16 protein-coding genes are annotated in these 12134 nt (G+C 31.2%); 15 read left to right on the plus strand and 1 reads right to left on the minus strand.

Going from position 1 to position 12134, the window contains the following annotated elements; translation table 11 throughout:
• The first annotated feature begins 269 nt into the window (after nucleotides 1-269).
• The 11 genes from BS62_RS00485 (at nucleotide 270) to fabF (ending at nucleotide 9386) form a co-directional block, all read left to right on the plus strand.
• Nucleotides 270-1469 (plus strand): acetate/propionate family kinase, encoded by a 1200-nt coding sequence (locus tag BS62_RS00485; RefSeq protein WP_496489274.1) that lies wholly within the window; start codon nucleotides 270-272, stop codon nucleotides 1467-1469.
• Between the two features lie 145 nt (nucleotides 1470-1614).
• Nucleotides 1615-2142 carry a YceD family protein gene (locus BS62_RS00490; protein WP_496489275.1) on the plus strand — a complete coding sequence of 176 codons (528 nt, stop codon included), beginning with the start codon at nucleotides 1615-1617 and terminating at the stop codon, nucleotides 2140-2142.
• Between the two features lie 13 nt (nucleotides 2143-2155).
• Nucleotides 2156-2332 (plus strand): 50S ribosomal protein L32, encoded by a 177-nt coding sequence (gene rpmF, locus BS62_RS00495; RefSeq protein WP_490140196.1) that lies wholly within the window; start codon nucleotides 2156-2158, stop codon nucleotides 2330-2332.
• A gap of 214 nt (nucleotides 2333-2546) precedes the next feature.
• Nucleotides 2547-3104 carry a transcription factor FapR gene (fapR, locus tag BS62_RS00500; RefSeq protein ID WP_496489276.1) on the plus strand — a complete coding sequence of 186 codons (558 nt, stop codon included), beginning with the start codon at nucleotides 2547-2549 and terminating at the stop codon, nucleotides 3102-3104.
• An 11-nt stretch (nucleotides 3105-3115) separates the two neighbouring features.
• Nucleotides 3116-4120: a phosphate acyltransferase PlsX gene (gene plsX, locus BS62_RS00505; protein ID WP_496489277.1), complete on the plus strand. Its 1005-nt coding sequence runs from the start codon at nucleotides 3116-3118 to the stop codon at nucleotides 4118-4120.
• A 56-nt stretch (nucleotides 4121-4176) separates the two neighbouring features.
• Entirely contained in the window at nucleotides 4177-5160 is a 984-nt protein-coding gene (locus BS62_RS00510) for a beta-ketoacyl-ACP synthase III (RefSeq protein ID WP_496489278.1), read from the plus strand.
• Between the two features lie 13 nt (nucleotides 5161-5173).
• Complete coding sequence (gene fabK, locus BS62_RS00515; RefSeq protein ID WP_496489279.1) at nucleotides 5174-6106, plus strand: enoyl-[acyl-carrier-protein] reductase FabK; 933 nt, start codon at nucleotides 5174-5176, stop codon at nucleotides 6104-6106.
• A 14-nt stretch (nucleotides 6107-6120) separates the two neighbouring features.
• On the plus strand, nucleotides 6121-7077 hold the full coding sequence (fabD, locus tag BS62_RS00520; RefSeq protein WP_496489280.1) for an ACP S-malonyltransferase: 957 nt from the start codon (nucleotides 6121-6123) through the stop codon (nucleotides 7075-7077).
• 1 nt (nucleotide 7078) lies between these two features.
• The gene (fabG, locus tag BS62_RS00525; RefSeq protein WP_496489281.1) at nucleotides 7079-7822 is read left to right on the plus strand and encodes a 3-oxoacyl-[acyl-carrier-protein] reductase; all 744 of its coding nucleotides are present in this window, start codon (nucleotides 7079-7081) and stop codon (nucleotides 7820-7822) included.
• A gap of 71 nt (nucleotides 7823-7893) precedes the next feature.
• A complete protein-coding gene (gene acpP, locus BS62_RS00530) occupies nucleotides 7894-8121 on the plus strand; it encodes an acyl carrier protein (RefSeq protein WP_496489791.1) in 228 nt (75 codons plus the stop codon).
• A gap of 23 nt (nucleotides 8122-8144) precedes the next feature.
• Entirely contained in the window at nucleotides 8145-9386 is a 1242-nt protein-coding gene (gene fabF / locus BS62_RS00535; RefSeq protein WP_496489282.1) for a beta-ketoacyl-ACP synthase II, read from the plus strand.
• 37 nt (nucleotides 9387-9423) lie between these two features.
• Here fabF and BS62_RS00540 read toward each other — a convergent pair whose 3' ends face one another.
• The gene (locus BS62_RS00540; protein ID WP_496489283.1) at nucleotides 9424-9873 is read right to left on the minus strand and encodes a DUF5348 domain-containing protein; all 450 of its coding nucleotides are present in this window, start codon (nucleotides 9871-9873) and stop codon (nucleotides 9424-9426) included.
• Nucleotides 9874-10033: 160 nt separating this feature from the next.
• On the opposite strand from BS62_RS00540, the gene spoIIIAA reads away from it, so the two are divergent.
• The 4 genes from spoIIIAA to spoIIIAD are packed head-to-tail and all read left to right on the plus strand — an operon-like array spanning nucleotide 10034 to nucleotide 12124.
• A complete protein-coding gene (gene spoIIIAA / locus BS62_RS00545) occupies nucleotides 10034-11002 on the plus strand; it encodes a stage III sporulation protein AA (protein ID WP_496489284.1) in 969 nt (322 codons plus the stop codon).
• Entirely contained in the window at nucleotides 10992-11513 is a 522-nt protein-coding gene (locus tag BS62_RS00550) for a stage III sporulation protein AB (protein ID WP_496489285.1), read from the plus strand. The genes spoIIIAA and BS62_RS00550 overlap by 11 nt, the downstream gene beginning before the upstream one ends.
• Nucleotides 11514-11524: 11 nt before the next feature.
• Entirely contained in the window at nucleotides 11525-11722 is a 198-nt protein-coding gene (gene spoIIIAC / locus BS62_RS00555; protein ID WP_490140185.1) for a stage III sporulation protein AC, read from the plus strand.
• A 24-nt stretch (nucleotides 11723-11746) separates the two neighbouring features.
• Nucleotides 11747-12124 carry a stage III sporulation protein AD gene (gene spoIIIAD, locus BS62_RS00560; protein ID WP_496489792.1) on the plus strand — a complete coding sequence of 126 codons (378 nt, stop codon included), beginning with the start codon at nucleotides 11747-11749 and terminating at the stop codon, nucleotides 12122-12124.
• The last annotated feature ends 10 nt before the right edge of the window (nucleotides 12125-12134 follow it).

The raw sequence follows: 12134 nt of genomic DNA on the forward strand, positions 1-12134 counted from the left end.
CCTCCGTTATAGTTATATATTATAAATTATATAATAAAATAGGAAAATTATACAAATTTTGCTATAATAAAAAAAGGAATATTGGTAATACCTATAGAATTATAAAAAGTGGGTATTATAAAAATTTATGTATATGTATATAATAAAACAGTGTCAGAGTATGTACTTTTAATAAAAAAGGTGATATATTATTCAGTGGAAAAATTTGAAACGTATATGCAGTACATAAAGTGATTTTTAATAATTTACGTACAGGAGGTATACTCAAGATGAAAGTATTGGTAATGAACTGTGGAAGTTCTTCATTAAAGTATCAATTAATAGACATGGAAAATGAATCAGTATTAGCTATAGGTTTAGTAGAAAGAATAGGTATAGAAGGTTCTATATTAAAGCACGAAAAAGAAGGCAGAGATGATAAGTATGTTGTAGAACAACCTATGAAAGATCATCAAGATGCTATAAAGTTAGTATTAGATGCAATAGTTGACCCTGAATTTGGTGCAATAAAAGATATGAGCGAAATAGATGCAGTAGGACATAGAGTTGTTCATGCTGGTGAAAAATTTGCAAGCTCAGTAGTTATAAATGATGATGTTATGAATGCTTTAAATGAATGTATAGAGTTAGCACCTCTTCATAACCCAGCTAACATAATGGGAATAGAAGCTTGTAAGGCTATACTTCCAAATGTACCAATGGTAGGAGTGTTTGACACTGCATTCCATCAAACAATGCCTAAATCTTCATATTTATATGGAATACCATATGAAATGTATGAAAAGCATGGAGTAAGAAGATATGGATTCCACGGAACTTCTCACTTATATGTATCTAGAAAAGCAGCTGAGATGTTAGGTAAAAATATAGAGGATTTAAAAATAGTAACTTGCCACTTAGGAAATGGTGCTTCTATAGCAGCAGTAGATGGTGGAAAGTGTGTAGATACTTCTATGGGATTCACTCCACTTGAAGGATTAATAATGGGTACTAGATGTGGTGATATGGACCCTGCTATAGTTCCATTCTTAATGGAAAAAGAAAACTTAGATATAAATGGTATAAATAACTTAATGAACAAGCAATCAGGTGTATATGGTATGACTGGAATATCAAGTGACTTTAGAGATATAGAAGACGCTGCAGCAAAAGGTGATGAAAAAGCTCAAGTAGCTCTAGATTCATATGTTAAGAGAGTTAAAAAATATATAGGTTCTTATGCAGCTGAAATGAACGGATTAGACGCTGTAGTTTTCACTGCTGGTGTTGGTGAAAATGCTATAGAAATGAGAGCAAATATATGTAAAGATATGTGTTTCTTAGGAATGAAGTTAGATGAAGTAGCTAATAAAGTAAGAGGAAAAGAAAGAGTAATATCTACAGAAGATTCAAAAACTAAGATATTATTAATACCAACTAATGAAGAATTAACAATAGCTAGAGATACAGTTATGTTAGTAGGAAAATAATAATTGGGTAAAATAACAAGGTAGGTTAAGGCCTACCTTGAGTTTTGTCCATTATTAAGCCAAGTTTATTCTATCAAGTAAAAATACTTGACAAAGTAAAGTATGATTTGTATAATAAACTAGGCAATGTATCGAGGTGATAGACATGAAAATAAATTTAGAGAAGTTATTAAGTAGAGAAATAGATAATTTAGACTTGAATTTTTGCGAAAAAATTGATAGTATTAATTATTGTGATAATAGTTATAAGTTGACTACTCCTATGTGTGTAGAAGGCAAAATAAGAAATACTAGTGATGGTATATACTTAGATTGCGAAGTACAATATTCGATAGCAGATAATTGTGGAAGATGCTTAGATGACGTAGAAGTAGAGTTACAATATCCTGTACAAGGATTCATAGTAAAAGAAGAAATAGACGAAGACAAGATAGAAGAACATGATGTATATGTATATACTGACGAAACAATAGATCTTCTACCTATGATAGAGGATTCTTTATCATTTAACATGCCACAAAGAACATTGTGCAATGAAGAATGTAAAGGTCTTTGTCAAAACTGTGGAGCGAACCTAAATAAAGGTGAATGCTCTTGTGATACAGACGCCAATGACGAGGAGTCAATAGATCCCCGTTTAGCTAAATTACAAAACTTTTTCAAAAAAGACTAAGGAGGTGGCATAAATGGCAGTACCAAAGCGTAAAACATCTAAATCGAAAACAAAAATGAGAAGAGCAGCTAACTCAAAAATGGTTGCAACTGGGTTTGTAAGTTGCCCACAATGTCATGAGCCAAAATTACCACACAGAGTATGTCCAGATTGTGGATACTATAAAGGTAAAGAAGTTGTATCTAAATAGTTTCGTAAAAAGCATGTAGAGCAATCTACATGTTTTTTTATATTCAAGTAAAATATAAATTAAAGTAAAGTCCAGCAAATCCAATATTTTAGAGCATAAGTAGTTTCTTGGGGATATATAAATAAAATGAATTAGCATATTGATAAATATTAACACATATTATATACTAGTATTAGTAGTTGGTACTAATTCCAGCTATAAGAACGGAGGTATTATGAAAAAGGTATCAAAAGCGGAGAGACAATCTCGACTTATAGAAATGCTAAATGATGATCCATTTTACACAGATGAAGAGTTATCTTCTATTTTTGAAGTCAGTATACAGACTATAAGATTAGATAGATTAAAACTAGGTATTCCTGAGTTAAGAGAAAGAATAAAAGAAATGGCAGAAAGCCAAACATCAAAGATAAAAACTCTAGGGGTAAAAGAAATAACTGGTGAAATAATAGATTTATCAGTAGGCAAAATAGGTATATCCATGCTTGAAACTACTAATGATATGACATACTCTAAGACAAGTATAGTTAAAGATACATACATATTTGGGTTAACAGAATCTTTAGCTATGGCTGTTATAGACGCTCCTAAAGTTATTATGAGATTTGCTAATGTAAAAAACCTAAAGCCTGTACAGGAAAATGACAGGTTAATAGCGAAAGCAGAAATATATAAAGTAAAAGATAAAAAACATTACGTAAAAGCTATAGTAAATAGTAAAACTCATAATCAAATTTTCAGAGGAAAGTTTATATTTGAAGAAATAGAGTAGGAGGAAGACATATGAAAATAGTAGTTGATGGCATGGGTGGAGACAATGCACCTTTTTCAACAGTCCAAGGTATTACAAATGCTATTAATGAATATAAAGTAGACATAATAGTAACTGGAGATAAAGAATCATTAGAAAAAGAATTTAATAAATATAACTTTGACAAAAGCAAATTAGAGATAGTAAATACTACTCAGATTATAGAAAATGAAGATAAACCAGTAAAAGCTATAAGATCAAAAAAAGACTCATCAATGGTAGTTGCACTTAATATGGTAAAAGAAAAAAAAGCTGATGCTATAGTATCGGCTGGAAACACAGGTGCATTACTTGCTGGAGGATTGTTCATAGTAGGAAGAATAGAAGGAATAGATAGACCTTGTTTATGCCCTGCAATTCCAAATATGAAAGGATCTATGAGCCTTATAGTTGATGGTGGTGCAAATACAGACTGTAAACCTAGAAATTTAGTTGAATTCGGAGTTATGGGTTCAATATATTCAAATAAGGTTTTAGATATAGAGAATCCTAAAATAGCACTTGCTAATGTAGGAATAGAAGAAGGAAAAGGAAATGATTTAGTCAAAAAATCTTATGAAGAATTAAAAAAGGTAGATTTAAACTTTATAGGAAATGTAGAATCTAGAGATGTTATAAGTGGATATACGGACGTTATAGTTTGTGACGGATTTACAGGAAACATATTATTAAAGTCTGTAGAAGGAGTAGCTATATCTATGTTTGGATTACTTAAGGAAACTTTTTTGAGTAATATTAAAACAAAAATAGGGGCTATATTACTTAAAGATGACTTTAAGAAGATGAAAAATAGATTAGATTATACAGAATACGGCGGTGCTCCATTACTTGGCGTTAATGGTGGAGTTATAAAAGCGCATGGTAGTTCTGATAGCAATGCTATAAAAAATGCTATAAATCAGGCAATAAAATTTGTAGATGGAAATGTAGTAGACGATATAAAGGAAAAAATAAAAGAAATTAATGTAAGTGAATAAAATAGAAATCTGATTATTAATAAAAAAATTAGATTATTTGGAGGTCGATTGGACTCATGAAAAGTGTAGGGATATTAGGAACTGGTAGCTTTGTTCCAGAGAAAAAATTAACTAATTTTGACTTAGAAAAAATTATGGATACATCAGATGAGTGGATAAAGACAAGAACTGGTGTAAGTGAAAGAAGAATTACTGATGAAAATACAGCTACTTCAGATTTAGCAACACAAGCAGCTTTAAATGCTATAAAAAGTGCAAATTTATCACCTGAAGATATAGATTTAATAATAGTTGCAACTGTAACTCCTGACATGTCATTTCCGTCTACAGCTTGTATAGTTCAAGCTAATATAGGTGCAAAAAATGCAGCTGCATTTGATTTAGAAGCTGCATGTACTGGATTTATATACGGACTTACCATAGGAAGATCATTAATACAAAGTAATATGCATAAACACGTATTAGTAATAGGGGCCGAGACATTAAGTAAGGTCATAGACTATACAGATAGAGGAACAGCTATATTATTTGGAGATGGAGCTGGAGCAGCAGTTTTAGGAGAGGTTGAAGATGGCGGTATATTATCAACATACCTAGGCGCAGATGGAGCTAGTGGTAGTTACTTAACTTTACCTGCAGGTGGATCTAGAAAGCCAGCTAGTATAGAAACAGTAAATGATAGACTTCACTATGTAAAAATGGCAGGAAGTGATGTGTTTAAATTTGCTGTTAGGATTATGGGAGACTCATCTTCAAAAGCAGTAGATATTGCAGGTCTTAAATTAGAAGATGTAGACTATCTTATACCTCATCAAGCCAATATAAGAATAATAGAAGCTTCTGCCAAGAGGCTGAAATTACCAATGGATAAAGTTTATGTAAATATAGATAAATATGGAAACATGTCTGCTGCGTCAATCCCAGTTGCTCTTGATGAAGCTTATAGAAATAATAAAATTAAAAAAGGTGATAATATAGTTGTTGTAGGATTTGGTGGAGGATTAACTTGGGGTTCTTCGCTTATCAAATGGAGCATATAGGAGGGGCAATTTGATGAATAGATTATGTCAGTTATTAGGGATAAAATACCCTATAATACAAGGGGGTATGGCATGGGTGGCTACAGCTGAATTAGCAGCTGCAGTATCTAATGCTGGAGGGCTCGGGCTAATAGCTGCTGGGAGTGCACCGAAAGAAATAATAAAAGCACAAATAATAAAATGTAGAGAATTAACAGATAAACCATTTGGTTTAAATATAATGCTAATGTCTCCATTTGCTGATGACATAATGGACTTAGTGGTGGAAGAAAAAATTCCAGTTATTACTACTGGTGCTGGTAATCCTGGAAAGTATATTCAAAAGTTAAAGTCAGTTAAGACAAAAATTATTCCTGTAGTACCTACTCTAGCATTAGCGCAAAGAATGGAAAGCTTAGGAGCAGATGCTGTAATAGTAGAAGGAACAGAAGCTGGTGGTCATATAGGTGAGTTAACAACTATGGTATTAACTCCGCAAGTGGCAGATGTTGTATCTATACCAGTTATAGCGGCAGGAGGTATAGCAGATGGAAGAGGTATGGCTGCTGTATTTGCATTAGGCGCTGAAGGTGTTCAAATAGGTACTAGATTTATATGTAGTGATGAATGTATAGTACATGAAAACTACAAACAAATGGTTTTAAAAGCTAGAGATAGAGATGCTATAGTAACAGGTAGAATTACAGGTCATCCTGTAAGAACACTAAAAAATAGATTAGCAAAAGATTTATTGAGTATGGAAAAAAATGGTATAGATCCATCTGAAATAGATAAAAAAGGTGTAGGTTCTTTAAGAATAGCAGTTTTAGAAGGCGATATGGAACAAGGCTCTTTTATGGCAGGTCAAACTGCTTCTATGGTCAAAGAAATAAAATCTTGTAGTGAAATAATAGAAGAGATAGTTTTAAAAGCTAAAGAAGTTATGCCTAATATAAATATAGGTTAGTAGGAGGGGTAAATATGGGGAAAATAGCATTGGTGTTTCCCGGGCAAGGCTCACAATATGTAGGAATGGGTAAGGAACTATATGAAAATAATGAAGTAGCAAAAAAAGTTATGGATAAGGCTAATGATGCTCTACATATGGATTTATTAGATATAATGTTCAATGGCCCAGATAGTGAGTTAACAAAAACTGAAAATACTCAACCATCTATAGTTACTTTAAGTATAGCTTTACTTGAAGCTCTAAAGTCAGAAATCGATTTTGATTATGATGGATGTGCCGGATTGTCATTAGGAGAATACGCAGCACTAGTTGCAGCAAATTCAATGGAATTTGAAGATGCTGTAAAACTAGTTAAAAAAAGAGGGAAATATATGCAAGAAGCTGTACCAGTAGGAACTGGAGGTATGGCAGCAATTCTTGGTTTTGATAGAGAGTCATTAAGTGAAGTTGTTAAAGATGCATCTACTGAAAATGAAGTAGTAGAGGTTGCTAACTTTAATTCTCCTGGTCAAATAGTTATATCTGGAGAGTTAAATGCAGTACAAAGGGCTGTAGAACTTTGTAAAGAAAGAGGAGCAAAAAAATCAGTTATGCTAAACGTAAGTGCGCCTTTTCATTCATCTATGTTAAAACCTGCTGGAATTAAATTAGGTAATGAACTTGAAGGTGTTAGGTTTAATTCTTTAAAAGTTCCTGTAATTGCAAATGCAAATGCAGGTTATTATGAAGGAGATTTTAAAGACTTATTAATTAAACAAGTAAGTTCTTCTGTATTATGGGAAGACTCTATAGAAAAACTAATAGAAGATGGATACGATACTTTTGTTGAAATAGGTCCAGGAAAAACATTAAAAGGTTTTATAAAGAAAATATCATCTACTAAAAAGGTTGATGTAAAAATACACAATATAGAAGATAGTAAATCACTTAATGAGTTCGTAAAATTAGCGAAAGAAGGTGAAATATAGCATGAATTTTTCAAATAAAGTTGCTATAGTTACTGGAGGTTCTAGGGGAATAGGAAAGGCAATAGCTAAAAAACTTGCAAGTTTCAACTCTAATGTAGTTATAAATTACACTTCAAGTGAAACTGAAGCATTAAAAGTAAAAGAAGAAATAGAATCTTTAGGTGTAGAGTGCATGGCTTTAAAATGTGATGTATCTAAATCAGAAGATGTAAATAATATGATAAATGAGGTCATGAATAAGTTTGGCAAAATAGATATACTTATAAATAATGCAGGTATAACTAAAGATTCACTAATTATGAAAATGAAAGAAGAAGACTTTGATAAGGTTATAGATGTAAATTTAAAAGGTGTATTTAATTGTACAAAAGCTGTTACTAAACCTATGATGAAACAAAGAAATGGTAAAATAGTAAACATGTCTTCTGTAGTAGGTGTTATGGGTAATCCTGGTCAAGCAAATTATTGTGCATCTAAAGCAGGTGTTATAGGATTTACAAAAGCTACAGCAAAAGAACTTGCTTCAAGAAATATAAATATAAATGCTGTTGCTCCAGGTTTTATAGAAACAGATATGACAGATGTATTAAAAGATGATGTAAAAGAAGGTATGTTATCTGTAATACCTATGAAAAAATTTGGAACTCCTGAAGATATTGCAAATTTAGTAATATTCTTATGTAGTGATATGAGTACTTATATAACAGGTCAAGTAATACATGTTGACGGTGGAATGGTTATGTAATTTTATGTAATTATAAATTACTATAAAATATTTAATAAATAATTTAAATTTATATGGAGGTAATTAATATGATATTCGAAAAAGTTAAAGTAATAATAGCAGACCAATTAGGTGTAGGAGAAGACACTACTATAGGGATGGAAACTTCTTTAATGAAAGATTTAGAAGCAGATTCTTTAGATGCTGTTGAAATAATGATGGCTTTAGAAGATGAATTTAGCATAGAAATACCTGATTCAGAAGCTGAAAAATTTGCTAACATTGGTGATATAGTAAAATATATAGAAGCTAACAAATAAGTTAGTTCGTGGAGGTAAAACTCATGAAAAATAGAGTTGTAATAACAGGTTTAGGATGTGTAACTCCTATAGGAATAGGTAAAGAAGAGTTTTGGAATTCTTTAAAAAATGGAGTTGTTGGAATAGATAAAATAACAAAATTTGATGCATCAGAATATCCAACTCAAATAGCTGCAGAAGTTAAAAACTTCAACCCAGAAGAATATATAAATAAAAAAGATGCAAAGAGAATGGATGAATTTACTCAATATGCAGTTGCGTCTTCCAAAATGGCAATGGATGATTCTGGCTTAGATTTAGATAAAATAAACAAACAGAGATTTGGAGTTATAATAGGCTCTGGTATAGGTGGAGTAGGTACACTAGAAGCACAACACAAAGTATTATTGGAAAAAGGACCTAAAAGAATTAGTCCGTTCTTTATTCCTATGATGATAGGAAATATGGCATCAGGGCAAGTTTCTATAATGTTTGGTGCTCAGGGACCAAATACTACTGTTGTAACAGCTTGTGCGTCAGGTACTCACTCTATAGGAGATGCTTTTAAAATAATACAAAGAGGCGACGCTGATGTAATGATAAGTGGAGGTAGTGAACACGGTATAACTCCATTATCAATGGCTGGATTCTGTAATATGAAGGCTATGTCAACTAGAAATGATGATCCAAAAACTGCATCTCGTCCATTTGACAAAGACAGAGATGGATTTGTAATGGGAGAAGGAGCGGGTGTAGTAATACTTGAAGAATTAGAACATGCATTAAATAGAGGTGCACATATATATGCTGAAGTTGTAGGATATGGATTAACTGCTGATGCATACCATATGACTACTCCTGCTGAAGGCGGAGAAGGTGCAGCTAGATCTATGGCAATGGCTTTAAAAGATGGAAATATACCATTAGATGAAGTAGATTATATAAATGCACATGGTACTTCTACTCCATACAATGATAGATTAGAAACACAAGCTATAAAAAGCGTATTTGGAGACGATGCATATAAACTATGTGTATCTTCAACTAAGTCTATGACAGGTCACTTACTTGGGGCAGCTGGTGCTGTAGAAGCTATAGCTTGTGCTATGGCAATAGAAGAAAGTTTTATACCACCAACTGTAAATGTTAAAGAACAAGATCCTGATCTAGATTTAGATTATGTATTACACAAAGGAAAAGAAAGAGAAGTAAGATACGCACTTTCAAACTCATTAGGGTTTGGAGGACATAATGGAACATTAGCATTTAAGAAGTTTGAGAAATAATAAGAAGGGCTATGATAAATAGCCCTTTTTTAATTGCCTATTGTACATATTTAATTCTTATTTTCATATTATTTTTTAATTCTTTGGGGCAAGTATCAAAACTTAAAAAATAGTATCCATTGTAATTCTTAGAATATTCTATTTTTCCTGGTTCCCATTCATCAATCTCTTCATTGAAAATTTCAACTAATTGCCCGCTAAATATATTTTTATTTTCATTTTTCAATTTAAAAGTATTTTTGAATTTGTTATATACTAAGGTGTCTTCCTTAGATGGAGAAGAATATGACTTTAAATCATACAATATTGAATCTATATCCGATAAAAACTTTTCTAGTCTATCGTGCATAGCTGACTCTTCGTAATAACTTTCAGTATTATCATCTGTTAACTCTGGATAATCGTCTATAATACCGTTTAAAAAGGTCTTAATATTATACAACTCGTGTTGAACTACTTTGTTTATAATAACAGCTCTGTTGTTCATAGTTTCATCTCCTTTATAACTTTAAACATAATTATATAAATAGTATTTGACTTTTGATACATATATATAAGTGAAAAAATTTAGCAGTTTGTACAATAAAACATGCATATTTTTTTGTTAAACATAATATTATTTTATAAATAGGAAGGAGGACAAGACGATGAATAGACTTCCAGAAGAAATTATAAATTCGTTAGCACCAAATTTAAGAGAAAAAATCTTGAGTATTGACCTATCAATGTTACACATAGAAGAAATAAGACTTAGGGCAAATAAACCGCTTATGATTTGCGCAAATAATAAAGATTATTTCTACAATACAAAAAATAAAAATTTAGATACGAATACAAATAATCTATACATAGTAAGTAAGGAAGACATAGAACAAACATTTCAACTAATATGTAAATACTCTATACATTCCTTTATAGATGATATAAAAAAGGGATTTATAACACTAAGAGGTGGACATAGAGTTGGACTAGTAGGAAAAGCAATAATAGAAGATGGAGAGATAAAAAATATAAAGCATATATCATCTCTTAATATAAGGATTTCAAGGCAGGTATTAGGATGTTCTAATAAGGTTTTAAGACATATATTAAAAGGCTCTAATCAAGTTCACAATACATTAATAATATCACCACCCCAGTGTGGTAAGACAACACTACTTAGGGATATAGTAAAAAATATAAGTGATGGGAATGAAAGGTTAGGTTTTAAGGGGTTAAAGGTTGCAGTAATAGATGAAAGAAATGAAATATCAGGTTCATATTTAGGAGTAGCGCAAATGGATATAGGAATAAGAACAGACATAATAGAAACATGTCCAAAGGATATAGGAATAATCATGTTACTTAGATCTATGTCTCCAAATGTTATAGTAACAGATGAAATAGGAAGTAGTAAGGAAATAAAGGCACTATATACAGCTCTTCATGGAGGGGTAAATTTGATAACTACTGTACATGGTGATGGTATAGAGGATATTCAAAGTAGAAAAGAATTAAATCAACTTCTTGATAAAGAATTATTTAAGAAAGTAATTATACTATCATCTAAAAATGGACCAGGCACAGTAGAGAAGATATACGATTTAGAAGAAAAGAGGTGGTATCTTGGAGATTAAAATAATATTAATATTTATGTTAGTTGGATGTAGTTTTTTATTAGGTGAATATATATACAATACATACAATAAAAGACATAAAGAACTCTGCGACCTCATAAGAATATTAGAGATACTACATATGGAGTTGTCATTTGGGCTTTATACATTAGAAGAAGTTTTTCGTAAATTAGGAGATAAAAAAGAATATTCATTTAGTAAGTTTTTTAGCAAAATGGGTGAAGATTTATCCCAAAATCAAAGTAATACCTTGGAACAAATATTGGAAGAAAATATAAAAATACTTCAAAGTGAAACATATCTAGCCAAAAGAGAGGAGGATGAACTAAAAAGTCTTATATTAAGTCTTGGTAAAAGTGACATATATTCACAGGAAAGAATAATAAATTTGACAGTTGAAAATCTAAAAAAACTTACAGACACAACTCAAGATGACATAAACACAAAGGGTTTGGTTTATAGGAAGGTAACAACTATAGTTGGTTTAGTAGTAGGAATTATATTAGTGTAAGGGGGATCTATATGAACATAGCTTTAATATTAAAAATAGCGGGGATAGGATTATTAATATCTATATTAAATATGTTACTTGAAAAAACAGATAGAAAAGATTGGACTACAATGACTACTTTAGCGGGAATAATAGTAGTTTTAGGTATGGTATTAAATGAGATGAATGACTTATTTAATACAGTGAGAACTATGTTTCAACTTTACTAAAGAGGAGGAATTATATTGGAAGTTATGAAGTTAGTAGCACTGGCTATAATGTCCACTGTTCTTTGCCTTCTGCTAAAAAAAGAAAGGCCAGAAATGGCAATGTTTATAGCTTTAGCAACAGGGGTTATTATTTTCTTAGGAGCTACTTATAAACTAAACTACATAATAGAAAGCATACAACAGCTAGCCAATAAAGCTAATATACCAACTATGTATATATCACTTATTATAAAGCTAATAGGTATTGCTTACCTAATGGAATTTGCTATACAAATATGTAAAGACTGTGGCGAAAAAAATATTGCTTCTAAACTTGAATTTGGTGGGAAAATAATAGTTATGGCAATGTCTTTTCCAATATTATTTACCATAGTAGAAGTAATAATAAATATAATCCCATAGGGGTGGGGGA

This window comes from Sporacetigenium mesophilum DSM 16796 (assembly GCF_059569055.1).